Annotated in this window: 23 protein-coding genes; 9 read left to right on the top strand and 14 right to left on the bottom strand. The window is 71.4% G+C overall.

Features of this window, described 5'->3' with window-relative positions; genetic code table 11:
* Positions 1-92 precede the first annotated feature (92 nt).
* Both gdhA and AB1K54_RS03675 read left to right on the top strand, forming a co-directional pair.
* Entirely contained in the window at positions 93-1451 is a 1359-nt protein-coding gene (gene gdhA, locus AB1K54_RS03680) for an NADP-specific glutamate dehydrogenase (protein WP_371201353.1), read from the top strand.
* Positions 1452-1600: 149 nt separating this feature from the next.
* The gene (locus tag AB1K54_RS03675) at positions 1601-2962 is read left to right on the top strand and encodes a basic amino acid/polyamine antiporter (RefSeq protein ID WP_371201473.1); all 1362 of its coding nucleotides are present in this window, start codon (positions 1601-1603) and stop codon (positions 2960-2962) included.
* 16 nt (positions 2963-2978) lie between these two features.
* Here the strand turns inward: AB1K54_RS03675 and AB1K54_RS03670 are convergent, their stop codons facing one another.
* The 3 genes from AB1K54_RS03670 to AB1K54_RS03660 are packed head-to-tail and all read right to left on the bottom strand — an operon-like array spanning position 2979 to position 5670.
* Positions 2979-3416, bottom strand: a complete 438-nt coding sequence (locus tag AB1K54_RS03670; protein ID WP_371201352.1) for an arsenate reductase ArsC — start codon at positions 3414-3416, stop codon at positions 2979-2981.
* Between the two features lie 21 nt (positions 3417-3437).
* The gene (locus AB1K54_RS03665) at positions 3438-4346 is read right to left on the bottom strand and encodes a metalloregulator ArsR/SmtB family transcription factor (protein ID WP_371201351.1); all 909 of its coding nucleotides are present in this window, start codon (positions 4344-4346) and stop codon (positions 3438-3440) included.
* Between the two features lie 16 nt (positions 4347-4362).
* Positions 4363-5670 carry an FAD-dependent oxidoreductase gene (locus AB1K54_RS03660; RefSeq protein WP_371201350.1) on the bottom strand — a complete coding sequence of 436 codons (1308 nt, stop codon included), beginning with the start codon at positions 5668-5670 and terminating at the stop codon, positions 4363-4365.
* Between the two features lie 87 nt (positions 5671-5757).
* Between AB1K54_RS03660 and AB1K54_RS03655 the strand changes: the two genes are divergently transcribed.
* From AB1K54_RS03655 to AB1K54_RS03645, 3 genes are all read left to right on the top strand, one after another.
* Positions 5758-6108 (top strand): ArsR/SmtB family transcription factor, encoded by a 351-nt coding sequence (locus AB1K54_RS03655; protein WP_371201349.1) that lies wholly within the window; start codon positions 5758-5760, stop codon positions 6106-6108.
* Complete coding sequence (locus tag AB1K54_RS03650) at positions 6105-6830, top strand: aquaporin (protein WP_371201348.1); 726 nt, start codon at positions 6105-6107, stop codon at positions 6828-6830. Before AB1K54_RS03655 ends, AB1K54_RS03650 begins: the two co-directional genes overlap by 4 nt.
* A gap of 110 nt (positions 6831-6940) precedes the next feature.
* A complete protein-coding gene (locus AB1K54_RS03645; RefSeq protein ID WP_371201347.1) occupies positions 6941-7135 on the top strand; it encodes a hypothetical protein in 195 nt (64 codons plus the stop codon).
* 31 nt (positions 7136-7166) lie between these two features.
* On the opposite strand, the gene mfd is transcribed toward AB1K54_RS03645, so the two are convergent.
* Positions 7167-10853, bottom strand: coding sequence for a transcription-repair coupling factor (gene mfd, locus AB1K54_RS03640; protein ID WP_371201346.1), 3687 nt, complete (start codon positions 10851-10853; stop codon positions 7167-7169).
* Positions 10854-10921: 68 nt separating this feature from the next.
* On the opposite strand from mfd, the gene AB1K54_RS03635 reads away from it, so the two are divergent.
* Positions 10922-11683, top strand: coding sequence for a hypothetical protein (locus AB1K54_RS03635; RefSeq protein ID WP_371201345.1), 762 nt, complete (start codon positions 10922-10924; stop codon positions 11681-11683).
* 22 nt (positions 11684-11705) lie between these two features.
* Here AB1K54_RS03635 and pth read toward each other — a convergent pair whose 3' ends face one another.
* Complete coding sequence (gene pth / locus AB1K54_RS03630; protein ID WP_371201344.1) at positions 11706-12290, bottom strand: aminoacyl-tRNA hydrolase; 585 nt, start codon at positions 12288-12290, stop codon at positions 11706-11708.
* 72 nt (positions 12291-12362) lie between these two features.
* On the bottom strand, positions 12363-12995 hold the full coding sequence (locus AB1K54_RS03625; protein ID WP_371201343.1) for a 50S ribosomal protein L25/general stress protein Ctc: 633 nt from the start codon (positions 12993-12995) through the stop codon (positions 12363-12365).
* A 236-nt stretch (positions 12996-13231) separates the two neighbouring features.
* On the opposite strand from AB1K54_RS03625, the gene AB1K54_RS03620 reads away from it, so the two are divergent.
* Positions 13232-13354, top strand: coding sequence for a hypothetical protein (locus AB1K54_RS03620; protein ID WP_371201342.1), 123 nt, complete (start codon positions 13232-13234; stop codon positions 13352-13354).
* On the opposite strand, the gene AB1K54_RS03615 is transcribed toward AB1K54_RS03620, so the two are convergent.
* From AB1K54_RS03615 to AB1K54_RS03585, 7 genes are all read right to left on the bottom strand, one after another.
* Positions 13339-13821, bottom strand: a complete 483-nt coding sequence (locus AB1K54_RS03615) for a gluconokinase (RefSeq protein ID WP_371201472.1) — start codon at positions 13819-13821, stop codon at positions 13339-13341. The two genes, AB1K54_RS03620 and AB1K54_RS03615, sit on opposite strands and share 16 nt — an antisense overlap.
* A gap of 41 nt (positions 13822-13862) precedes the next feature.
* On the bottom strand, positions 13863-14903 hold the full coding sequence (locus AB1K54_RS03610) for a zinc-binding dehydrogenase (protein WP_371201341.1): 1041 nt from the start codon (positions 14901-14903) through the stop codon (positions 13863-13865).
* A gap of 22 nt (positions 14904-14925) precedes the next feature.
* Entirely contained in the window at positions 14926-15672 is a 747-nt protein-coding gene (locus AB1K54_RS03605) for a fumarylacetoacetate hydrolase family protein (RefSeq protein WP_371201340.1), read from the bottom strand.
* Positions 15672-16469, bottom strand: a complete 798-nt coding sequence (locus AB1K54_RS03600; RefSeq protein ID WP_371201339.1) for an SDR family oxidoreductase — start codon at positions 16467-16469, stop codon at positions 15672-15674. Before AB1K54_RS03600 ends, AB1K54_RS03605 begins: the two co-directional genes overlap by 1 nt.
* Positions 16466-17881, bottom strand: coding sequence for an MFS transporter (locus AB1K54_RS03595; RefSeq protein WP_371201338.1), 1416 nt, complete (start codon positions 17879-17881; stop codon positions 16466-16468). The genes AB1K54_RS03600 and AB1K54_RS03595 overlap by 4 nt, the downstream gene beginning before the upstream one ends.
* A 102-nt stretch (positions 17882-17983) precedes the next feature.
* Positions 17984-18778: an IclR family transcriptional regulator gene (locus AB1K54_RS03590; protein ID WP_371201337.1), complete on the bottom strand. Its 795-nt coding sequence runs from the start codon at positions 18776-18778 to the stop codon at positions 17984-17986.
* Positions 18779-18813: 35 nt separating this feature from the next.
* Positions 18814-19911: a D-2-hydroxyacid dehydrogenase gene (locus tag AB1K54_RS03585; protein WP_371201336.1), complete on the bottom strand. Its 1098-nt coding sequence runs from the start codon at positions 19909-19911 to the stop codon at positions 18814-18816.
* A 114-nt stretch (positions 19912-20025) separates the two neighbouring features.
* Here AB1K54_RS03585 and AB1K54_RS03580 point away from each other — a divergent pair, with 114 nt between their 5' ends.
* Both AB1K54_RS03580 and gndA read left to right on the top strand, forming a co-directional pair.
* Positions 20026-20952 carry an NAD(P)-dependent oxidoreductase gene (locus AB1K54_RS03580; protein WP_371201335.1) on the top strand — a complete coding sequence of 309 codons (927 nt, stop codon included), beginning with the start codon at positions 20026-20028 and terminating at the stop codon, positions 20950-20952.
* Between the two features lie 155 nt (positions 20953-21107).
* Positions 21108-22556 carry an NADP-dependent phosphogluconate dehydrogenase gene (gene gndA, locus AB1K54_RS03575; RefSeq protein WP_371201334.1) on the top strand — a complete coding sequence of 483 codons (1449 nt, stop codon included), beginning with the start codon at positions 21108-21110 and terminating at the stop codon, positions 22554-22556.
* Here the strand turns inward: gndA and AB1K54_RS03570 are convergent, their stop codons facing one another.
* A complete protein-coding gene (locus AB1K54_RS03570) occupies positions 22557-23888 on the bottom strand; it encodes an FAD-binding oxidoreductase (protein WP_371201333.1) in 1332 nt (443 codons plus the stop codon). It lies immediately after the preceding gene.
* Positions 23889-23903 lie beyond the last annotated feature (15 nt).

The following is a 23903-nucleotide window of genomic DNA, read 5'->3' as shown; positions in this document are numbered from 1 at the left end:
AGCCGACGGCGGGTAAAGTGAGAAGGCTCGGACTGATTCCGATCTGCGCGCCGCTTCTTTCTGCGCGATGCTCCACACAGAAAGCTCCACCCGTGACTGAGACCCTCGTTGCCCTGCCCTCCGTCGTTCGTGACGTCTTCGAGACCGTCCGTGCCCGCAACCCCCACGAGCCGGAGTTCCAGCAGGCCGTGCACGAGGTGCTCGACTCGATCGCCCCGGTGCTCGAGCAGCACCCGCAGTTCATCGAGGGCGGCATCGTCGAGCGCATCGTCGAGCCCGAGCGCCAGATCATGTTCCGCGTGCCGTGGATCGACGACGCCGGAAGGCTTCAGGTCAACCGCGGCTACCGCGTGCAGTTCTCGTCGGTTCTCGGCCCGTACAAGGGCGGCCTGCGGTTCCACCCGTCGGTGGACCTCTCGATCATCAAGTTCCTCGGCTTCGAGCAGATCTTCAAGAACGCGCTCACCGGCCAGGGCATCGGCGGCGCCAAGGGCGGCAGCGACTTCGACCCTCACGGCCGGTCGGACGCCGAGGTCATGCGCTTCTGCCAGTCGTTCATGAACGAGCTCTACCGCCACCTCGGCGAGCACACCGACGTGCCCGCCGGCGACATCGGCGTCGGCGCACGCGAGATCGGCTACCTCTTCGGCCAGTATCGCAAGATCACGAACCGCCACGAGTCGGGCATGTTCACCGGCAAGGGCGTGCAGTGGGGCGGCGCCGAGGTGCGCACCGAGGCCACCGGCTACGGCGCGGTCTTCTTCGTGCAGAACATGCTCGGCGTGCACAACGAGACCATCGCCGGCCGGCGCGTGGCGATCTCGGGCTCGGGCAACGTGGCGATCTACGCCATCGACAAGGTCTCGCAGCTCGGCGGCATCGCCGTGACGGCCTCCGACTCGTCGGGCTACGTCGTCGACGACGCCGGCATCGACCTCGGCCTCCTCCGCCAGATCAAAGAGGTCGAGCGCGGCCGCATCGCCGAGTACGCCGCCCGCCGCCCGGGCGCGCGCTTCGTGGAGGGCGCCCGCCCGTGGGAGGTGCCCGTCGAGATCGCGATCCCCTCGGCCACCCAGAACGAGCTCGACGAGGCCGACGCGAAGGCGCTCGTCGCGAACGGCGTACGGGCCGTCGCCGAGGGCGCCAACATGCCCTCGACGCCCGAGGCGGTCGCCGCCTTCCACGACGCCGGGGTGCTGTTCGGGCCGGGCAAGGCCGCCAACGCGGGCGGTGTGGCGACCTCGGCGCTCGAGATGAGCCAGAACGCCGCGCGCCAGCGCTGGAGCTTCGACGACAGCGAGTCGAAGCTGCGCTCGATCATGGCCGACGTGCACGACGCCGCGTTCGCGGCGGCCGAGCGCTACGGCCGTCCCGGCGACTACGTGGTCGGCGCGAACGCCGCCGGCTTCGAGCGCGTCGCGCACGCGATGCTCGCCCAGGGCGTCATCTAGTCACGACCCGTCGGCGTCCCTAGATTGGGCCTGTGACGTCGAGCCCTGAACCCGGCCGCACTCCGGACTCGACAGCGCCGGCCGGTGCGGCGCGGGCTCACGCGGCCACGGTCTCGCCGCTCACGCTCGCGGGCATCGTCGTCGGCTCGATGGTCGGGGCCGGAGTCTTCTCGCTGCCTGCGCAGTTCGCCGCGCGCACGGGTGTGGCCGGTGCCCTGGTCGCGTGGGCCGTGGCGGGCGGCGGCATGCTCATGCTCGCCTTCGTGTTCCAGCTGCTCGCGGTGCGCAAGCCGCGCCTCGATGCCGGCGTGTATGCGTACGCGAAGGCGGGGTTCGGCGACTACGTGGGCACGCTGTCGGCCGTCGGCTACTGGGCGAGCGCGTGCGCGGGGAACGTCTTCTACTGGATCTTCATCACCTCGACCCTCGGTGCGGTCTTTCCCGCGCTGGGCGCCGGCGACACGGTCGTCGCGATGGCCGTGGCATCCGTCGGCCTGTGGGCCTTCTTCCTGCTGATCCGCCGCGGCGTGCGCGAGGCGGCCGGGCTGAACCGGGTCGTGACGATCGCGAAGGTGCTGCCGATCGTGCTGTTCGTCGTGCTGTGCCTGTTCGTCTTGAAGCCCGACGTGTTCGCGCGGAACTGGACCGGCGGCGCCAGCGCCGGTCCCCTGTTCGAGCAGGTGCGCACGACCATGCTCGTGACGGTCTTCGCGTTCATCGGGGTCGAGGGTGCGAGCGTCTACTCGCGGCACGCCCGCTCGCGCGCCGACGTGGGTCGTGCCACGGTGCTGGGGCTGCTGGCGGTGCTCTCGATCTTCGCCTCGGTCACGATCGTGTCGTACGGCGTGCTTCCGATGGACCAGATCGCCGCGCTGCGCCAGCCGTCGATGGGCGGCGTGCTCGAGGCCGCGGTCGGCGGATGGGGCGCCGTGCTCGTGAGCGTCGCCCTCATCGTGTCGATCCTCGGCGCGTACCTCGCCTGGACGCTCATGGCCGCCGAGGTGCTGCTGGCCGCGGCACGGGAGTCGGACCTTCCCCGGTTCCTCCGCCGGGTGAACGCGCACGACGTGCCCATCGCATCGCTCACGCTGCTGACGGCTGTCGTGCAGGCGATGCTCGTCGTGACGCTGTTCTCGCAGGATGCCTTCGACACCTCGCTCGCGCTCACCAGCTCGCTCATCCTCGTGCCGTTCTTTCTCGCTGCGGCGTACGCGCTGAAGATCACCGTCACTCGTGAGGATCGCGTCGGCAGCCGCCGCCGCCTCGCGTGGGAGCTCGCCATGACCGCGCTCGCGACCCTGTACACGCTGTTCCTGCTGTGGGCCGGGGGCCTCGAGTACCTGCTGGTGTCGTGCATCGTCCTGGCCTTCGCGACGGGACTGTTCGTGTGGGGGCGCCTCGAGCAGCGCGCCCGCGTCTTCGCCCCGTTCGAGTGGCTCGTCTTCGCGCTCGTGCTCGCCGCCGCGGTCGCGGGCGTCGTGGGGCTGGCGACCGGCGCGATCGTGATCTGAGCTCCGCGTCAGCCCGTCACGCCGTTCCTGGTCGCGCCGCAGGGACCAGGTCGTCGATCAGCGCCTCGATGCGGCGGCGGATCTCGTCGCGGATGGGCCGGACCGCGTCGATCCCCTGGCCGGCGGGATCGTCGAGCTCCCAGTCCTCGTAGCGCTTGCCCGGGAAGACGGGGCAGGCGTCGCCGCATCCCATCGTGATCACCACGTCCGACTCCTTGACGGCCTCGACCGTGAGCACTTTCGGCGTGTTGCCGGCGATGTCGATACCCTCTTCGGCCATCGCCTGCACCGCCACCGGGTTGACCTGGGCTATCGGAGCCGACCCGGCCGAGAACACGCGGACCCGATCGCCGGCAAGGGCCTGGAGGTAGCCTGCGGCCATCTGCGACCTGCCGGCGTTGTGGACGCAGACGAACAGAACAGCGGGGGCTTCGATGAGATCGCGGTGAGTCACACGCAAAGCATAGATCAGTGTCTATCTATTCTCAATCTCCGCGGGCGAACGATCGATGTCCAGTTCGGACAGCAGGTTCCGGACTCGTGCGTCGATGTCATCGCGGATGCCGCGCACGTCCTGCATCGGGCGCCCGGCCGGGTCTTCGAGCTCCCAGTCGAGATACCGCCTGCCCGGGAAGATCGGGCACGCGTCGCCGCAGCCCATCGTGATCACGACGTCGGCCGCCTTGACGGCTTCATCGGTGAGCGGCTTGGGGAACTCGCCGCCCAACGGGACGCCGATCTCGTCGAGCGCGGTGACGATGCTCTGTCGGACTTCGGCGGCCGGAGCCGACCCGGCGCTTCGGACCGTCACCCTTCCGCCGGCGAGATGGCGCAGGATCGCGGCGGCCAACTGCGAGCGACTGGCGTTCTCGACGCACACGAACAGCACCTCCGGGACGGCGTGGACGCTCTGCCGAGCACTCGCGAGCGCCTCCAGGCGAGAGGCGCTGAACGCCGCAGTCCGAGAAGCGAGCCGGGGGGCCGGCCCCTCTTGGAGCAGCCGGAAGCTGTCCTCGACGTAGTGCGCCACGGTCTCGGCGCTGAACACCCCGCGAAAGCGCGTCGCGAGGTCACGCGAGATCCGCTCCAGGTCGGGCGAAGCCGCCGGGCCGCCTCGCTCGCCCAGCACCGCATCGATGCGGTCGATGCTGTCCGGCGCGATCGAGTACCAGACGCGGCGGCCGTCGGGCTCGCGTCGCACGAGGCCCTCGTCGAGGAGAGCACGCATGTGGTGGCTCACCGTGGGCTGGGTGAGCGCCAGGGTCTCTGCGAGCCGGCCCACGAGCGCCCGGCCGTCGTCGGCCTCACGGATGAGTTCGAGGATGCGCGCTCGTGTCGGGTCGCCGAGCACCGTCAGGGAGCGGTCGGCGGTCGCTGCATCCATAGACGAGAGTCTATCGTCAGCAGCATCCCCCACCATCGGTCGAGCAGACGCCCGTCGCCGGCAGGGTGAGGTTCACCGTCGATGCCGCGCCCAGGTCGCCCGCGAGCCACGACGTGACTGACCTGACCTGCTCGTACCCGGTCGCCAGCAGGAACGTCGGGGCGCGACCGTAGGACTTCATGCCGACGATGAAGAACCCCTGCTCCGGGTGGGACAGCTCTCGATACCCGTGCGGCTGGACGGTCCCGCAGGAGTGCACGTTCGGATCGATGAGCGGAGCGAGCCGCTTGGGCGCCTCGACGATCTCGTCGAGCTCGACGCGGATCTCTCTGAGGATGTCGAGGTCGGGGCGGAACCCCGTCGCACAGACGACCACGTCCGTGATGTGCGAGACAAGCTCGCCCCGGCGATGCCCGACGAGCTCGACCGCCTCTGCGGCCCGGCGGCCGCGGACGATCTCGAAACCGTCGAGCAGCGCCACTCGCCCGTCTGCGACGGCCCGATCGAGCCGGCCGCCCAGGCGGGCGCGGTCTGCGAGCTCGTCGTCGGGCGAGGACGACACGCGCGCGGCGCGCGTGTTCCGGATGGCCCACGTGACGGTGGTGCCCGGCTCCTCGCGGGCCAGCTCGGTGAGCGCGAGCAGCGTGTTGGCCGCCGAGTGCCCGGCGCCCACCACCGTGACGCGTCGTCCGGCGAACCGCGCGCGGTCGCGTCCGAGCACGTCGGGCAGCGCCGGCACGACGGCATCGGCGATCTCGGCCATGCCCGACAGCTCCAAGCCGCTCGACGACAGGGGGTTCGGCGAGAGGTAGGTGCCCGACGCGTCGACGACGGCCCGCGCCGAGACATCCTCGACGGCGCCGCCCGGCGTGCGCACGCGCACCGTGAACGGGGTCACGGCGCGAGACCGGGTGCGAGTGCGATCCATGCCCTCGCGGGCGACACCGGTCACCCGGGCGCCGAGCCGTACGCGGGATGCGATCTGCTCGAGCTTCGCCAGGGGCGCGAGGTAGCCGTCGACGAGCTCGGCACCGGTCGGCGCGCTGCCCTCGGGGTGCGGCAGCCGCCAGCCGCCCGCCTCGAGGAGGCGGCGCGATGCCGGGTCCACGAGGTGCTTCCACGGCGAGAAGAGGCGGGTGTGCCCCCAGGCACGGACGCTCGCCGCGACGTCGTCGCCTGCCTCGAACACGACGAAGTCGATCCCGCGCTCGACCAGGTTGGCCGCCGCGGCCAGCCCGATCGGGCCGGCGCCGATGATCGCGACGGGGAGCGACGCGAGCCGGTCGGTCTCGGCGGCACGGGAAGTCAGGTCGAGCAGGGTCACAGCATCCTCCACATGGATATCGATGAACTTCGATATCTATCCTGAACCCATCTATTGATGGCTGTCAATATCGACTATCCTCGATGCATGACCATGAGGCTCGACGTCACCGACACCTCCGCGGGCGCGTGCTGCACACCGCTCGTGCGCGAGCCGCTGACGGCCGCCGAGGCGGAGCAGCTGGCGACGACCCTGAAGGCGCTCGCCGAGCCGGCGCGGCTGCGTCTGCTGTCGATCGTCGCCGCGTCCGAGAACTCCCAGGCGTGCGTGTGCGACCTCATCGATCCGGTCGGACTCAGCCAGCCCACCGTCTCGCACCACCTCAAGATCCTCACCGCGGCGGGCTTCCTCACGCGCAGCAAGCGCGGCACGTGGGCGTACTACACTCTGGTGCCCGGCGCACTGGACCGGGTCTCGCAGCTGTTCGTCGCCTCGTGAGCGACCCGGCTCGCGCTGCGGCCGCAGAAGCCCTCGGCAGCGCAGGACTGGCCGCGATCGTCGTCGGGTCGGGCATCGCCGCGCAGCGCCTGTCGCCCGCCGACGTCGGCGTGCAGCTCTTCGAGAACGCCTTCGCGACGGCGCTGGGGCTGGCTGTGCTGATCCTCGTCTTCTCGTCGGTGTCGGGCGCGCATTTCAACCCCGTGGTGACGCTCGTCGACATCGCCCTGCACCGCCGCCGATGGTCGACGGCCGCGATCTACCTTCCCGCGCAGGTCGTCGGATGCATCGCCGGGGCCGTTCTCGCCAACGTCATGTTCGCGGCGCCCGCCGTGGCGTGGAGCACGACCGACCGCTCCGCATGGCCCCTCCTCGTGTCGGAGGTCGTGGCCACCGCCGGCCTGGTCTTCGTCATCTTCGCGCTGGTGCGGACGGGCCGCTCCCACCTGGCGGCACCGGCGGTCGGCGCGTACATCGGCGCGGCCTACTTCTTCACGTCGTCCACGAGCTTCGCGAATCCCGCCATCACGATCGGCCGCATGTTCAGCGACACGTTCGCGGGCATCGCCCCTGCCTCGACGCTGCCCTTCATCGCGGCCCAGGCCATCGGCGGGCTGCTCGGGTACCTCCTCGTACGAGTGCTGTTTCCTGCAGGCGGCGACGGTCGCGGCCGAGCCGGAAGCGCGGCTGGGCAGGCGGGTCGGCTGGCACGACCCCGCTGAGCGCCGCGGCCCTACCGCGCTGAGCGTCGGTGCGCGGCGTTCGCGTGCGGCCTGCTCCGACCGCGCGCGTCGCGACATCCGATGCCGCGACCCGGGCATACCGTCGAAGCATGACCAGGACATGGGACGCGGCCGCACCGGCGCACGCGGTGTCCGCCGAGGCCTGCCCCGAGTGCGCGTCGCTCGACGTGCGCGCGATCGAGCACGGATGGTTCGTGCTCGATCTCGAGCGCGAAGACGAACTGCGCGAGAGCGGGCCGGCGGTGGAGTTCGCGTGCCGGGAGTGCGCGGCGCGCTGGAACTGACGCGCCGGTCACCCTGCGCGGCGACCGGCGCTCATGCCCCGGGGACGGCGGTCGCCTGCGCGGCCGAGCCCACGCGCCCGGCGGCACCGCTGGACGTGTCATCGGCGAGCGGAGCGGGCGTGGCGACCGTCGCCTTCTTCTCGGGCCACAGCTGCTCGAGCAGCTGCTCGGTCCACGTGACCAGCTCGGCATCGCCGAGCGGTGCGCCACCCGCCGTCGGCAGCGGCACGATCATCGCCTCGCCGCCGGCGAGCACCTTCGCCTTCGGGTGCAGCCGCTGCAGCCGCACGCGCATCGAGTCGGGCAGGTTCGCGGGGGCGATGCGGAGGTTGGGACCCATCGCGACGACGTCGGTGAGTCCGGCGCGCGCGGCGCGGCGGCGCAGGCGCGCGACGGCGACCAAGCCTTCGACGTCGGCGGGCGGGGCGCCGTAGCGGTCGCCGAGCTCGTCGACGACGAGGTCGATCGCATCGTCCTTGGCGGTGGCCGATGCCGCAGCCGACAGCTTCTGGTAAGCCTCGAGGCGCAGCCGCTCGCTGTCGATGTACTCCTCGGGGATGCGTGCCCGCACCGGCAGCTCGAGCCTCAGCTCGGTCTGCCCCTCGGTCTCTTCGCCGCGGAAGGTCGCGACCGCCTCGCCGATCATGCGCAGGTAGAGGTCGAAGCCGACGCCGGCGATGTGCCCGGCCTGCTCGGCGCCCAGAAGGTTGCCGGCGCCGCGCAGCTCGAGGTCCTTCAGCGCGACCTGCATGCCCGAGCCGAGGTCGTTGTTGACCGCGATGGTCTCGAGCCGGTCGGCGGCGGTCTCGCTCAGCGGCTTGTTCTCGTCGTACAGGAAGTACGCGTACGCCCGCTCGCGCGCGCGGCCGACGCGGCCGCGCAGCTGATGCAGCTGCGACAGGCCGTATTTGTCGGCGCGGTCGATGATGATGGTGTTGGCGTTGGAGATGTCCAGGCCCGTCTCGACGATCGTGGTGCACACGAGCACGTCGCTGCGGCGCTCCCAGAACGCGTCCACGACCTCTTCGAGGGCGTGCTCGCCCATCTGCCCGTGGGCGACGGCGATGCGCGCCTCGGGCACGAGCTCGCTCAGCTGCGCGGCGACCCGCTGGATCGACTGCACGCGGTTGTGCACGAAGAACACCTGGCCCTCGCGCAGCAGCTCCCGCCGGATCGCGGCGGCGATCTGCTTGTCGTTGTGGGGGCCGACGAACGAGAGGATCGGATGCCGGTCCTCGGGCGGGGTCTGCAGCGTCGACATCTCGCGGATACCGGTGACGGCCATCTCGAGCGTGCGCGGGATGGGGGTCGCGCTCATCGCGAGGATGTCGACGTTGGTCTTGAGCTTCTTGAGAGCGTCCTTGTGCTCGACGCCGAAGCGCTGCTCCTCGTCGATGATCATGAGGCCGAGGTCTTTGAAGAGCACCTTCTCGGTGAGGATGCGGTGCGTGCCGATCACCATGTCGACGGTGCCGTCGGCAAGGCCCGCGATGGTCTCGGCGGCGTGCTTGTCGGTCTGAAACCGCGACAGCGGCCGCACCTTGACGGGAAAGCCCGCGAAACGTTCGGTGAACGTCTCGAGGTGCTGCTTGACCAGCAGCGTGGTCGGCACGAGCATCGAGACCTGCTTGCCGTCCTGGATCGCCTTGAAGGCGGCTCGCACCGCGACCTCGGTCTTGCCGAAGCCGACGTCACCGGACAGCAACCGGTCCATCGGGATCGGCTTCTCCATATCGGCTTTGATCTCGTCGATCGTCTGCAGCTGGTCGGGCGTCTCTGCGAACGGGAATCCTTCTTCGAGTTCGCGCTGCCACGGCGTGTCGGGGCCGAACGCGTGACCCTTGGCCGCCATGCGCGCCGAGTACAGCTTGACGAGCTCGACGGCGATGTCGCGCACCGCCTTGCGGGCGCGGCCCTTGGCCTGTGCCCAGTCGCTCCCGCCCATCTTCGACAGCGTGGGCGCCTCGCCGCCGACGTACTTCGACAGCAGGTCGAGCTGGTCGGTCGGCACGAAGAGCTTGTCGCCCGGGTACCCGCGCTTGGAGGCCGCGTACTCGAGCACCAGGTACTCGCGCATGCTCTTGACCGGGTTGCGCCCGCCGCTGGACACCTCGCGCTGGGTCAGCTCGACGAAGCGGCCGATGCCGTGCGTGGCGTGCACGACGTAGTCGCCCGCCTTCAGCTGCAGCGGGTCGACGACTCCGCGGCGCCGTGAGGCGAGCTTCTTCACGACCCGGCTGTCGCCGCCGATCGTGCGCCCGTAGAACTCGGCCTCGGTCAGCACCGCAATCTTGGCGTCGGATGCCTCGAACCCGCGCTCGAGCACCGAGAGCACGACGTGCGCGACGCCGGGCTCGGGCGCCTCGAGCAGCGCGTCGACCTTGCGCGCGGCGATGCCGCGCTCGGCGAGCACGTCGCGCGCGCGCTCGACCAGACCGATGCCGGATGCCGCCACGACGACCCGCCAGCCGTCTGAGAGGAGCTCCCCGACGTGCGCGGTCGCGCCGTCGACGTTTCCCTGGAACGCCGGGACCGCCGTGGCGGGCACCCGCACGATCGCGGCCTGCTCGAGTGCGACGTCGACGTCCATGAGCCCCTCGGCGAGGGCATCCGCCGCTCCCGAGTCGAAGCTCGACAGCGTCCACCACACGTCGCCGCGCTCGTGCGCCACCTCGCGCAGGCGCGGCAGCGTCAGGAAGTCACCCGCGCCGAGATCGACGGGGGTCTCGGCGCCGGCGGTGGCCGCGCTCCACGCCGCGTCGAGAAACTCGCGGTTGGTCTCGCTGAGGGTGAGCGCGCGCGTGACGGCGCGCTCCGGGTCGACCACCGCGACGGCGGCGCTCTCGGGCAGGTAGTCGACGAGGGTGACGAGCTCGTCCACGAGGGCGGGCATGAGCGACTCCATGCCCTCGACCGGGATGCCCTCGGACATCTTCTCGAGCATGCCCCGGATTCCCGCGAAGCGCTCGGTCAGCGCCCGCGCGCGCTCGCGCACCGCAGTCGTCAGCAGCAGCTCACGGGCAGGGGCGAGCTCGACCGAGGCGATCTCTGCGGGCAGGGAGCGCTGGTCGGCGACGGAGAACGCCCGGATCTGGTCGACCTCGTCGCCGAAGAACTCGACGCGGAGGGGGTGGTCGGCGATGGCCGGGAAGACATCGAGGATGCCGCCGCGCAGCGCGAACTCGCCGCGCCGCGACACCATGTCGACGCGGTGGTACGCCAGCTCGACCAGGCGCGCCGAGACTTCGGACAGCTCGTGGCCGCGGCCGCCGACCACGAGCCGCACCGGCTCGAGGCCCGTCAGCCCGCTCGCCAGCGGCTGGATCGCCGCGCGCACCGACGCCGTGACGACCAGCGGCGTCTCGCCGGTCCACGTCGCGATGCGCCGCAGCACGTCCAGGCGCCGGCCGACGGTCTCGGCGCTCGGGCTCAGCCGTTCGTGCGGCAGCGTCTCCCACGCCGGGAAGTGCAGCACCTCGGCACCGGCAAGAAGCGCCTCGAGCGCCGGCCCGAGCGAGTCGGCGCGGCGGCCGGTGGGCGTGATCGCCAGCAGCACGGGGGGCTTGCCCGCCGCGCGGCGGCGTTCCACGAGGGCCGCCAGCAGAGGGGCGTCGAGTCCTTCGACGAGCGAGAAGTCGGAATCGGCGGATGCCGCGGCAACGGCATCCTGGAAGCGATCGGCCTGTTCGAGGGCGCGCAGAATCCCGGATACAGTCACCGAACGAGTCTACGCGCCCCCTCCGACGCGCTTGCGCGGCCCGGGCGGACGGCTCATAGGATGTGAGCGTGAGCGACCCGGGACACAACCCCGCGGCCCCCGTGCCGCCGTACGAGCCATCGGCCCCGCCCGCGCCCCCGGCGTACGGCGCGCCACCGCCCGCCGCGGCCCCCGAGCCGCCGTACGAGCCATCCGCCCCGCCCGCGCCCCCGGCGTACGGCGCGCCACCGCCCGGCGCCGCCCCCGTGCCGCCCTTCGCGCGCGCAGGCGCCCCGTGGGGCGCCGCCCCCACCGGGCAGGGCGGTGCGCCGCAGCACCCGACCTCGCCGGCCCACCCCGGCGCTCCCGCCTACCCGGCCATCCCCGCGTACGCGCCGCCGTACGCGCAGCCGGGCCCGCACGTGGCCCTGCCCGCGCCGGGGCCCTCCGCTGGCCCCTCGCGCACGACGCCGGCCCTCGGTCTGGTGGCGCTCATCGCGGGCATCTTCGCAGCGATCGGCGCGACGGTCGTGGCATCCGTGGCCGCATGGCGGATCGGGGTCGGCGCCGGCCACGAGCTCACCCTCGTCACGCGCGACGGGGACTTCCCGTGGGCGGCGCTCACCCCCGTGCGCGACTGGGTGCTGCTCGGCGAGGTGTCGTTCTGGGTCGGCACCGCGCTCGGCCTGTGGGCCCTCGTGCAGGGCACCATCGCGATCGTCACCAACCGCGGGCGCGGGCTCGGCATCGCCGCAGTCGTGCTGGCCGGGATCGGGCCGGTGCTGTTCTTCGTCGGCCTGCGGGTGTTCCTCACAGCCGGGCTCGCCGCGGGGACGGGCGTCGGCGGCTGAGCCGCGCGACGCCGAGCGGGCGTCAGGCTCGTGGGGCGTGGTGCTTCTGCTGCGCCGCGACGAGCCCCTCGCCGACCAGCTGCTCGACCGCGTCCGCGGCATCCGACAGCAGGATCGGAAGGTTCTTGCGCTCGGCCGGCCCGAACGGGTCGAGCACCCAATCGGCGGCGTCCTGCCGGCCCGGCGGGCGCCCGATGCCCACGCGCACGCGCGGGAACTGCGCCGTGTCCAGGGCCTTGGCGATGTCGCGTACGCCGTTGTGGCCGCCGTGGCCGCCGCCGACCTTGAGCTTGATGGTGTCGAACGGGATGTCCAGTTCGTCGTGCACGACCACGACGCGCTCGGCGGGAATGCCGTAGAACTTCGCAAGGCCCGCCACCACGCCGCCGGACACGTTCATGAATGAGTTCGGCTTGGCGAGAATGAGCTTCGGCCCGCCGGGACGCAGCCAGGTCTCGACGACACGCGCGTTCGCCTTATGCGTGCGGAAGGTCTCGCTGCGCCGCTCGGCGAGCTCGTCGAGCACCAGTTGGCCGGCGTTGTGCCGGGTCAGCTCGTACCGCGGCCCGGGATTGCCCAGCCCCACCACCAGCCACGCGTCTGCCATGTCACTCATCCTCGCTCATGCCAAGAGGGGGCGCGGAATCCGCACCCCCTCTTCATAGACGTGCTCGGAGGATTACTCCGCGGCGGGCTCGTCGGCAGCGGCGGCTTCGGCCGAAGCCTCGCCGGCCTCTTCGGCGGCCTCGTCCTCGTCGGCGGCGGCCGAGGTGGGCACCGAGATCGCGACGATCAGGGTCTCGCCCTCGGTGACGAGCGCCGCGCCCTTGGGCAGCTTCAGGTCGGCGGCGGTGATGTGGGTGCCCTCTTCGAGGCCCTCGACGTCGACCTCGATGTTCTCAGGGATGTGCGTGGCCTCGACCTCGAGCGCGACGGTTGTGTTGTCGAGGTTGACGATCGTGCCGGCGAACGACTCGCCGACCACGACGACGGGCACGTCGACCTGGATCTTCTCGCCCTTCTTCACGACGAGCAGGTCGATGTGCTCGATGATCTGACGCACCGGGTCCTTCTGGACGTCCTTGACGAGCGTGAGCTGGTGGGTGCCGGCGACGTCGAGCTCGAGCACAGCGTTCGCACGGCGGATGAGCAGCGAGATCTGGTGGCCGGGCAGCGCCACGTGCACGGGGTCGGTGCCGTGGCCGTAGATGACGGCCGGGATCTGGCCGGCGGCGCGCAGACGGCGGGCATAGCCCTTGCCGAAGCTCTCGCGCAGCTCGGCGTGGACCTTGGTGTCGGTTTCGGTCGACATGATGGGTTCTCCTTGCGGGCCTGTGCCCGATATGTGGGGTCTGGTTCAACTCGAACGCGAGCGCGTGAGGAAGCCTGGGCCTGCAACACCGCGTCGATCACGGATGCCGCACCCCCGTCGCCGGCGGCGCGAGGCATCCCTCGCCGAAGTTCAGTCCTCAAGTCTACCAGCGGCACCGCTACGATGAGGACGACCTACTCCGCGATGTGCGGAGCGCCCCGCACCCGGAGGATCCCATGGAATACGGCTTCGCCACCCACCTGCTCGTCTGGGTCGTCGGGCTCATCGCGGCCCTGGGCACCGTCGGCACCGTCGTCGCCTTCTGGTCGATGGGCCGCCAGGCCTACCGCAAGGACTGAGTGCGGCCGAGCGCGGCGATGGCCTCGTCGGCAACCTCGACCGGCGGGCGGTCATTGACGACCGCGACTCCCCGCTCGTCGGCCTCGAGGTGCTCGAGCGTGTCCAGCTGCGACGCGAGGAGCGACGACGGCATGAAGTGCTCCCGCGCATCCATCCGTCGCGTCAGCTCCTGCGGCGACACCTCGAGCTCGACGAACAGCGCGTCCGGCACACCCGCGCGGATGCGATCCCGATAGCGGCGAGCGAGCGCCGAGCACGCGATCACACCGCCTTCGGGCGCCTCCCGCAGCGCAGCGGCGACGACGTCGAGCCACGGCATCCGATCGGCGTCGTCCAGCGGCGTCCCGGCCGCCATCTTGGCGACGTTCGCAGCCGGATGCAGGTCGTCGGCGTCGGCAAACGAGATGCCCAGGCGTGCGGCGAGCACGGCGCCCACGACCGACTTGCCCGATCCGCTCGGACCCATCACGACGATTCGGGATGCCGTCACCACGCGCTCACGCTACCTCAGGCGACGTCGAGGTCGAACGCCAGCAGGACCTTGGACGAGGCCGACGCGTCTCCCGCGAGCGCGAACGCATCGACGGCCTGAGCGGCCGCGACGACGTGCGTCACAACCCCGTCGGCATCGAGCGAACCGTCGGCGAGCGCCGCGATCACCGCATCGAGCTCCGGTCCGAAGCGGAACGATCCCACGAGCGACAGTTCGCGTGTGATGGCCGTCGCGAGCGGGGCGGCGACGTCGCCGTTGCGCTGCAGACCGAGAAGGACCACGGTGCCGCCGCGGCCGGCCGCCGAGATCGCGGCGGCCAGGCCTGGAACGGTGCCGCTGGACTCCACGACGACGTCGGCGTGCAGGCCTGCGATCGCGTCCGCGTCGCGCGCGTCGATGGTGTGTGCACCGAGCGCGCCCGCGATCCGGCGCGGAAGCGCCTCCAGGTCGGTCGCGATGACCTCGGCCGCTCCGTGGTGGCGGGCCACCGCGGCCACGAGCAGGCCGATGGGGCCGGAGCCGATCACCGCAACGCGCTTGCCGCGCACGTCTCCGGCCCGCTCGACGCCGTGCCACGCGACCGCGGCGGGCTCGGCGAGCGCCGCCCGTTCGAGCGAGAGCTCGTCGGGAAGGGCATGCAGCATGCGCGCCGGCAATGCGACGCGTCTGGCGAACGCACCCTGCGTGTGCGGCAGGCGCTGCGCCGAACCCAGGTAGGTCGAGCCGGGCGCGAGGTTCGGACGCTCCTCCGGCCACGGCGTGACGCCGTCGCCGTGCGGCGACAGCGGATGCACCGCGACGCGCGTGCCCGCGGCGGGGCCGTCGCCGTCGGCGGCGGCCACCAGGACGGTGCCCGACACCTCGTGGCCGAGCACCATCGGCTCGCGGAGCACGGACTGGCCGGCGGCACCGTGACGCCAGTAGTGCAGGTCAGATCCGCACACGCCCCCGTACGCGATCTCGACGATCGCCTCATCCGCGGCGGGCACGGGCTCGTCGAGGTCGACGACGCGCAGGTCGCCGGCGCCGTAGGCGACGACTCCGAGATTGGGCATGGGAATCCTCTCATGACGCGGCTCAGCGCGTCGGCGTGACCAGGGTGACGCCACCGACCTGCACCTCGACGACGACGCCGGGCTCGATGGGGGCGTTGGTGAAGGGGGCGCCCGTCATGACGACGTCACCCGGGCCCAGGGGTGCCCACGACGCAATGTAGGTGAGGCATTCGCGGATCGGCACGGGTAGGGCCGCGGCATCCGTCTTCCCGACCGTCCGACCGGCGACGCGGATCGAGAGGCTCACGACGTCGATGTCGGCGGCCGTGTCGACCCAGGGCCCGAGCGGCGTGTAGCCGACGCCCGCCTTCGACTCGAAGTTGCGAGGGTCGAAGGCGACGCGGTCGGGACTCGACAGGTCGTTCACCGCGGTGACGCCGAGCACGTACTCGTGCGCCGTGGCGGCGGTGAGACCGGTCGTGTCGCGGCCGATGACGATCGCGATCTCGCCCTCGGCGACCGTCGTGCCCGCGTCCCGTCGCAGAGTGACGGGCACGCCGCTCGCCACGACTCCGCGCGGCGACTTCAGCCACGCCTGTACCGGCGACGCGTGCGCCGGACCGTTCTGCGCGACTCCGACCACGACGAGCGGCTCACTCGGCGCGAGCAGATCGCCCGTCACGCGCTCGCCGAGATCGAGTGGCACGCGCCCCGCGGCGAACGCGGAGAACGGATCCTCGATCGCCTCCCAGCCTTCGCCGTGCTCGTCGTCCGCCGATCGGCGGACGTAGACCGGTCCGGCGGACGACAGCGCGCGTCCGATCCGCATCACACCACCGCCGTCATGCCGCCGTCGACGTAGAGCGTCTGGCCGTTCACGAAGTCGCTCGCCGAGCTCGCGAGGAACACCAGCGCGCCGACGAGATCCGCCGTGTCGCCCCACCGTCCCGCGGGCGTGCGGCTGCGGACCCATGTCGAGAAGTCCTCGTCGGCGACGAGGGCCCGCGTCAGCTCCGTGGCGAAGTACCCGGGCGCGATCGCGTTCGCCTGGATGCCGTGCGGAGCGAGGTCGGCGCACAGACCTTTCGTGAGCATCACGATCGCGCCCTTGGTGGCCGAGTACGGCGCGATCCCGGGACGTGCGAGCTGCGACTGAACGCTGCCGATCTGGATGATCTTGCCCGACCCGCGGGCGACCATTCCGCGGGCGACGCGACGCGAGAGATAGAACGCGCTCGAGAGGTTGGTGCGCACGAGGTCGTCCCAGTCCGCGTCGGCGAACTCGGTGATGGGCGCGCGCCGCTGGATGCCGGCGTTGTTCACAAGGATGTCGACGACGCCGTGCTCCGCCTCGATCGCCCCGATTCCGGCGTCGACGGCGGCAGGATCGGTGACGTCGAACACGGAGCTGAAGGCGGGTCGGCCGGATGCCGCGGCCACCTCCTCCGCCGCGCGGGCGGCCTTCGCGGCATCCCGCCCGTGCGCGATCACCGTGGCGCCCGCGAGCGCGAGCCCCTCCAGGAGCGCGCGGCCGATGCCTTGACCGGAGCCGGTGACCAGCGCCCTCCGGCCGGTGAGGTCGAACGCGGCCGTGCCCGTGCGGGCGTCTGCCGCGGACACGGTCACCACCCGACGGTCCGGATCGTCACGGTCGTCGCACTGACGTCGTCGCCGACCTCGTCGCGCGAGACCTTCACCGCGTCGTCGAGACGCGTGAGGTCGCGACGCAGCGTCTCGGGCGCGAGGAACGTCGAGGCTGTCGTGATGATGGCGAGTGTCGCCATGTAGATCGCGAGGAGCAGCCAGTTGCCGCCGCTCACCGCGATCAGGTATGCGCCGAGCACGCCGGCCAGACCACCGGCGAGGACCGCCGAGAGCTCGCGGGCCATGGCGACGCCGAGGTAGCGGTGACGATTGCCGAAGAGCTCGGGAAGCATCGCGCACTGCGGGCCGAGCATCGAGTTGACGGCGATGCCGATGCCGATGCCGATGACCGCGATCGAGATGACGTAGTTGCCGAGCGACAGCAGCCACCAGGCCGGGAAGGCGTAGACGAGCATGAAGACGGCGCCGAACCGGTAGACCGTGCGACGGCCCAAGCGATCCGAGATCGCGCCGGTCAGCGGGACCGAGAAGATGCCGATGAGGGAGCCGAGCGTGACGCCCCAGGTCAGCAGGCTGCGGTCGGCCTCCTGTCCCACGACCGACACGAAGAACGCCAGGGCGAGGGTGCTGAACATGTAGGAGCCGCCGTTCTCAGCCATGCGCAGGCCGATGCCGACGATGACGCCCGGAAGCCCGCGTGTGAAGATCTCGCGGATCGGATGCTCGGCGATCTGCTCCTGCTTCTCGAGCTCGATGAACGTCGGCGTCTCGCGCAGACGCATGCGGATGAACAGCGCGACGAGGATCAGCGCGAACGACGCCAGGAACGGCACGCGCCACCCCCACGACATCAGCGCCTCCTCGGGCAGAAGCGTGATGAGGCTGAACACGACGGCGGCCAGCAGCGTGCCGGCCTGGATCCCGATGAAGGGCAGGGCCGAGAAGAAGCCACGGCGCCGCACCGGCGCGTACTCCGCCATAAGCACGGTGGCACCGGCCTGCTCGGCGCCCGCGCCGAACCCCTGTAGCAGGCGCATCGTGACGAGGAGCACGGGAGCCCAGATGCCGATCGCCTCATACGTGGGCAGCACGCCGATCGCCGTCGACGCGCCTCCCATCAGGAGGATGGTGATGACGAGCACCCATTTGCGCCCGAGCCTGTCGCCGAGCACACCGAAGAACAGTCCGCCGAACGGCCGGGCGATGAACCCCACGCCGTAGGTGGCGAAGGCCGCGACCGTCGCCATCGCGGGATTCTCCTGCGAGAAGAACAGCACGTTGAAGATCAGGGCGGTCGACAGTCCGTACAGCGCGAAGTCGAAGTACTCGAGCGCGCTGCCGATGCTCGAGGCGAACGTCGCGCGACGCAGGCTGGCGGCGTACTCCGGGTCTTCTGTGGCGTCCGAGGCCTGGACAGTGGTCGGGGTGCTCATGCCATCTCCTTCGATCGGCGTACCGGCTGACTCGCCCATCGTACTAACCTGCTGTACTCCGTTCAATATGCTGAACACAGAATCTTTTCGCGAGTTCGGCGGTCACTTCCTCCGCGCGGCTGCGCTGAACGGATTCGTCAGCAGCTCGGCGGCCGCCACGAGCGCGTTCGCGACGCGCGCGATGCGCGCCGTGTCGGTGGCGGCCGCCGCCATGCCGACACCCAGCGCGAGCTGCGGATCGCCCGGCGCCCACGGCTCGAGCGGCACCGCGACGCCGACGATGCCGGGGTACGACTCCTCCGCGTCGAGAGACCACCCGCGCTGCCGTGACTCGGCGAGCCGTTCGAGCAGCGATGCGAGGTCGGTCGGCGAGTTCTCGGTGAGTCTCGGGAACGGCACGCGATCGGCCAGTAGCTCGCCCACGCGTGCGTCGTCGTAGCCCATCAACAGCGCACGACCCGTCGCCGAGAGCGCGGCCGGCAGTCGCGAGCCGAGGGGCGTGCCCAGCCGAACCCGGCCGTTGCCCTCGTGGCGCGCCAGGTACAGCGCGTCGGCGCCGTCGAGCATCGCCACCTGCACCAGTTCATGCCGCAGCACCGGCGAGGCGTCGCACACCGCGTAGAACTCGCGCACCTGCTGGAACTGCGCGGCGTACGCTCCACCCAGCTCGGCCGTTCGGCGTCCGAGACGGTACCCGTGCGCGACGCGCTCGACCATGCCGGACGCCTCGAGGGCGAGGCAGAGGTTCGCCGTCGACGACTTCGCCAGGCCGAGCTCGCCCGCGAGCTCGGTGAGGGTGAGCGGCGCACGCTGGGCGAGCAGGTCGAGGAGGCGGATGCTGCGCGTCACCGCCGGCGCGGGATCCCGGCCCGTGCGGTCCTCCTGATCGTCGGTCATGGCATCCCTTCGTCGGGGAGGCATGCCTCCCGCTGTCAGTAGAACTCGACCGTATCGACCACGGCGTGGAGCGCGCGACCGTCCAGGAAGCGTGTTGCGTCGGCGGCGAAGCGACGCGCGATGTGTTCCTCCTCCTTGCCGCTGAGCGCCGCGGTGTGCGGGCTCACGAGCACTCGCGGATGGGTCCACAGCGCCGAGTCGGAGGGCAGCGGCTCGAACTCGAAGACGTCCAGCGCGGCGAAGGCCACACGCCCATCGTCGAGCGCGCGGAGCAGGGCGGCCTCGTCGACGACGGTGCCGCGGCCGATACTCGCGACGATCGCCCCGGGCTTGACGGCTGCGAGCACGCGCTCGCCGACGAGGTGATGCGTGTGCTCGGTGCCCGGCAGGGTCACCACGATCGCGTCGACCTCCGCGACCGCGGACTCGAGGTCATCGAGCGGAACGAGGCGATCCACACCGTCGACGGGCCGGCCTGAGCGCGTGGTCCCCCACACGCGCGCGCCGAGCGCATTGAATCGGCGCGCGCACTCGGCGCCGATCCCTCCCAGCCCGACGACGAGAACCGTCATCTCATCGAGCTGGCGCATCTCCCACCGGTCGGGCCAGGTGCGGTCGCGCTGGTCCGCCTGCAGCCGGGGCAGGTCTTTGGCGCCGGCCAGGACGCCGAACACCGCGAACTCCGCGAGCGTCCCGCCGTGCACGCCCGCGCTGGTCGTGAACACGATGCGGTCGAGCGCGTCGCGATCGAGGCCGGCGGCCTTGATCTGGCTCCCGCCGCCCGCCGCGGTCGTCATTACCCAGCGCAGGCGTGGATTCGCGGCGACAGTCCGGGCGAGGGCTGTGGGATCGACATCCGGGATGCCGAACAGCGCGTCGGCCGAGTCGACCAGGGCGTCGAACGCCGACTGCTCATCGGGCGTGCGGACGTGCGCGGGGTCGCCCGACCAGTCGGCGGGCCCGCGCATCGGGTGCACGAGCGAGTGGTCGCGCACGACCTCGACGCGTGGCTCAAGGGTCTCGATCAGGCGGCACAGGTCTTCGCGCAGCGGGACGGCCGCGACGACGCGAAGCTCGGGCGTGCGGGATGAGGCGGCCGCTTCGGGGCGCGCTGGCCCGAGTGATTCGGTCATCCGGAATCCCTTCATCGGTCTGCGGGCGCATGGCGGCGGCGCCTTCATCAGCATACGGTGAGTTCATCCTGTTGAATAGTGTCCGTCTGGCTGAACATCGGTTACCATCGTGCCATGCGACGCACGGGTGACCTCGACGACGAGACCAGCCACACGGCCACTGCCGCCACGGTGGGATGCATCGGACTCGGTGCGATGGGCGCGCCCATGGCCCGCCATCTCCTCGCCGCGCGCGGAGACCTCGTCATCCACAGCCGACGCCCCCGGCCCGATCTCGTGGCAGCGGGGGCGACCTGGTCCGCCACACCCCGCGAACTCGCGGAGCAGGTCGACGCGGTGCTCGTGATGCTTCCGGATCTGCCCGAGCTCGAGGCTCTGCTCGACGGCCCCGAGGGACTGCTCGCCGGCGCAGGCGAACTGCTCGTCATGATCGGGTCGACCTCGTCCCCCACGGGAGTGCGCTCGCTCGCGAAGCGACTCCGCGACGAGACCGGCGGCCGCGTGCACGTCGTCGATTGCCCGGTGTCGGGCGGCGAGGACGGAGCCTCCGCGGGAAGGCTCTCGATCATGATCGGCGGCGATCCCGCCGATGCCGAGCGCGCGGCCGAGTTGCTCGCCCCGTGCGGGAACCCGGTGCATCTCGGACCGCTCGGCGCAGGCGAGGTCGCAAAGTCGTGCAACCAGCTCGTCGTGGCCGCGACGATCCTCGCGCTCGGCGAGGCGACCGTCCTCGCCGAGCGCTCCGGCATCGACCCGCGCTCGCTGTGGGATCTTCTCAGCGGCGGCTACGCGGGCTCGAACCTGCTCGCCAGCCGCAAGGAGAAGCTCGTCACCGGCGACGACGAGCCGAGCGGCGTCGCGAAGTACATGGTGAAGGATCTCCGCTTCGCGACCGACGTCGCCGAGGCGACCGAGACGGACACGATCCTGCTCCCCGCCGTCAGGGACGCCTTCGATGAGCTCGTCGCCTCGGGGCTCGGCGATCGAGACATCTCCGTCGCCCGGAGGTTCGTCGCCGAGCGGCGTCGCGATGCGGGCTGACCGCGGTCGGCCAGGCTCGCTCCGTCAGCCGCGAGCCGCGATGCCGAAGCCTCGCGCTCACAGTCGCGCGCACGGCGATGTGGGTACCAGACAACATGACGTGACAGCGATGGGCAAGACTCTAGGCTGAAAGTCGAACGACGACAGGAGCTCGAGTGACCGAGGCAGCAGCGAATATCGGTGTGGTGGGACTTGCGGTGATGGGCTCGAACCTCGCCCGCAACCTCGCCAGCCGCGAGGGCAACACGGTCGCGGTGTTCAACCGCAGCCACGAGAAGACCGACACGCTCGTCGCCGAGCACCCCGAGGCCGAGTTCGTGCCCGCGTTCTCGTACCAGGAGTTCGCCGCGTCGCTCTCGAAGCCGCGCACCGCGATCATCATGGTGAAGGCGGGCGCCGGCACGGACGCCGTCATCGACGAGTTGATGAACGTCTTCGAGCCGGGCGACATCATCGTCGACGGCGGGAACGCCCTGTTCACCGACACGATCCGCCGCGAGAAGGCCGTGCGCGAGCGCGGCTTCAACTTCGTCGGCATGGGCGTCTCGGGCGGCGAGGAGGGTGCCCTCCTCGGCCCGTCGCTCATGCCCGGCGGCCCCGACGAGTCGTGGGTGACCCTCGGCCCGATCCTGCGCTCGATCGCCGCGGTCGCCGAGGGCGAGCCGTGCGTGACGCACATCGGCCACGACGGCGCCGGCCACTTCGTGAAGATGGTGCACAACGGCATCGAGTACGCCGACATGCAGCTGATCGCCGAGGCGTACGACCTGATCCGCCGCGGCACGGGCAAAACCCCCGCCGAGATCGCCGACGTCTTCGCCGAGTGGAACAGGGGCGAGCTGGAGTCGTACCTGATCGAGATCACCGCCGAGGTGCTGCGTCAGACGGATGCCGCCACCGGCCTCCCGCTCGTGGACGTCATCGTCGACCAGGCCGGCGCCAAGGGCACGGGGGCGTGGACGGTGCAGACCGCTCTCGACCTGGGCGTGCCGGTGTCGGGCATCGCCGAGGCGACCTTCGCCCGTTCGCTGTCGTCGCACCCCGAGCAGCGCGCCGTGTCGGGGAGCCTCCCCGGCCCGGTCGAGGGCCTCTCGGTCGACGACGCCGACGCCTTCATCGAAGACGTGCGCCTTGCGCTCTACGCGTCGAAGATCGTCGCCTACTCGCAGGGCTTCGACGAGATCCGCGCCGGTGCCGCGCGCTACGGCTGGGCGATCGACCTGGGTGCGGTGTCGAAGATCTGGCGGGCCGGATGCATCATCCGCGCACAGTTCCTGAACCGCATCGCCGACGCGTACGACGCCGACCCCGAACTGCCGGTGCTGCTCACCGCGCCCTACTTCGTCGACGCGCTCGGTCGCGCGCAGGGCGCGTGGCGGCGTGTGGTCGCAACCGCGGCGGGTGCCGGCATCCCCTCCCCCGCCTTCTCGTCGTCGCTCGCGTACTACGACGGGCTGCGCGCGGAGCGCCTGCCCGCCGCGCTCATCCAGGGCCAGCGCGACTTCTTCGGCGCGCACACGTACAAGCGCATCGACCGCGAGGGCACGTTCCACACCCTGTGGTCGGGCGACCGCTCAGAGATCGAGGCCGAAGACACCCACTGATCACGCCTCTGCCGGCACCACGTTGTGGTTGCGGCAGAAGACGTTGCCCGGGTCCCACTCGCGCTTGATCCGCGCCAGACGTGCGAGCGTCTCGGCCGAGAACATGCGTGCGACCCAGGACGGGTCGGTCGACGGCGTGAAGTTGCCGTAGCAGCCGCTGCCGCGCTCCTCGATCGCGGCCCACGCCGCCTCGGCGTCGGCGCGCGACGTATCGTCGAGCATGCCCGGAACGTCGAAGGCGCCCGCCATCGCGAACCAGGTGGCCTCGCGCGCGGGGAACGGCGAATCGTCCTGCGCGACGTCGGCGTACGCGCCGCCGAGCGAGCGCAGCAGCACCACCGAGGCGGGCCGGGCCTGGCGGAACGCCACGAGCCGCTCGATCGCGTCGTCGTCGAGCTGGTCGAGCAGCGTGTTGCCGCCGACGAAGCCGGGCATCGGCACGTCGGGGTCGGCCTCGGGCACCTCGAGGAGGATCTGGCGGTATGGCCGCACGGCCGCCTCGATCTCATGGACGCCGTCGAGGGCGACAAGCGGCGCGAGAGCGGCGCGCAGCCCCGCCTCGTCGGGCCCGGCCCACACGGCCGCGATGGTCGCGCCGGCCGGCATGTTCGGGTCCATCGCGGGAACGTCGCTGAAGGTCGCGGTGAGCTCGCGCGGGGCATCCGCCAGCAGGTCGCGGAGCGCGCGCAGGACCGGGCGCGCGTCGCCGTCGATGCCGAGGTGCGCGAAGGCGACGGCCGGCAGTGCGTGCGCGCGGAAGTCGAAGCGGGTCACGACCCCGAAGTTGCCGCCGCCGCCCCGCAGCGCCCAGAACAGGTCGGGGTGCGACCTCGGCGAGACCTCGAGCACGTCGCCGTCGGCGGTGACCAGCTGAGCGCCGACGAGCTGGTCGGCCGCGAGGCCCCACGCCCGCACCATGAGCCCGATGCCGCCGCCGAGCGTGAGCCCGCCGACGCCGACCGAGGCCGTGTCGCCCGAGCTGAGCCCGAGGCCGTGTGTGGCGAGCTCGGTCGCGATCGCGCCCCACGTAGCGCCGCCGCCGACGTGGACCAGGTCGCCGTCGACGCGAATGGAGTTCAGCGCGGAGATGTCGATCGTCACCCCGCCGGGGACGGCGCCCCACGCGCTGTGACCGCCGCTGCGGATCATCACGTCTTCGCGGTCGGAGACGGCGATCCGCAGGGCTGCGCGCACATCGTCGACCGACGACGCGCGGACGATCACGACGGGTGCGCCGACGCCGGTGTGGAATCGGCGCGCCGCGTCCCACTCGGAATCGCCGGGGGCGACGACGGGGCCGGAGACGGCGGTGCGCAGCTGGTCGACAGTCATGCGCGCCACGATAGT

This window comes from Microbacterium sp. BWT-B31 (assembly GCF_041379855.1).
In the GTDB taxonomy this organism is placed as follows: domain Bacteria; phylum Actinomycetota; class Actinomycetes; order Actinomycetales; family Microbacteriaceae; genus Microbacterium.
The sequence above is the reverse complement of the archived record's forward strand: the minus strand, read 5'-3'. Positions and strand labels throughout refer to the sequence as shown.

Coding starts and splice junctions, on each gene's coding strand:
- AB1K54_RS03675 (WP_371201473.1), top strand. CDS start 1,601: ATGGTCGGGGCCGGAGTCTTCTCGCTGCCTGCGCAGTTCGCCGCGCGC.
- AB1K54_RS03665 (WP_371201351.1), bottom strand. CDS start 4,346: ATGGATGCAGCGACCGCCGACCGCTCCCTGACGGTGCTCGGCGACCCG.
- AB1K54_RS03655 (WP_371201349.1), top strand. CDS start 5,758: ATGACCATGAGGCTCGACGTCACCGACACCTCCGCGGGCGCGTGCTGC.
- AB1K54_RS03645 (WP_371201347.1), top strand. CDS start 6,941: ATGACCAGGACATGGGACGCGGCCGCACCGGCGCACGCGGTGTCCGCC.
- pth (WP_371201344.1), bottom strand. CDS start 12,290: ATGGCAGACGCGTGGCTGGTGGTGGGGCTGGGCAATCCCGGGCCGCGG.
- AB1K54_RS03625 (WP_371201343.1), bottom strand. CDS start 12,995: ATGTCGACCGAAACCGACACCAAGGTCCACGCCGAGCTGCGCGAGAGC.
- AB1K54_RS03620 (WP_371201342.1), top strand. CDS start 13,232: ATGGAATACGGCTTCGCCACCCACCTGCTCGTCTGGGTCGTCGGGCTC.
- AB1K54_RS03615 (WP_371201472.1), bottom strand. CDS start 13,821: ATGGGTCCGAGCGGATCGGGCAAGTCGGTCGTGGGCGCCGTGCTCGCC.
- AB1K54_RS03610 (WP_371201341.1), bottom strand. CDS start 14,903: ATGCCCAATCTCGGAGTCGTCGCCTACGGCGCCGGCGACCTGCGCGTC.
- AB1K54_RS03605 (WP_371201340.1), bottom strand. CDS start 15,672: ATGCGGATCGGACGCGCGCTGTCGTCCGCCGGACCGGTCTACGTCCGC.
- AB1K54_RS03595 (WP_371201338.1), bottom strand. CDS start 17,881: ATGAGCACCCCGACCACTGTCCAGGCCTCGGACGCCACAGAAGACCCG.
- AB1K54_RS03590 (WP_371201337.1), bottom strand. CDS start 18,778: ATGACCGACGATCAGGAGGACCGCACGGGCCGGGATCCCGCGCCGGCG.
- AB1K54_RS03585 (WP_371201336.1), bottom strand. CDS start 19,911: ATGACCGAATCACTCGGGCCAGCGCGCCCCGAAGCGGCCGCCTCATCC.
- AB1K54_RS03580 (WP_371201335.1), top strand. CDS start 20,026: ATGCGACGCACGGGTGACCTCGACGACGAGACCAGCCACACGGCCACT.
- AB1K54_RS03570 (WP_371201333.1), bottom strand. CDS start 23,888: ATGACTGTCGACCAGCTGCGCACCGCCGTCTCCGGCCCCGTCGTCGCC.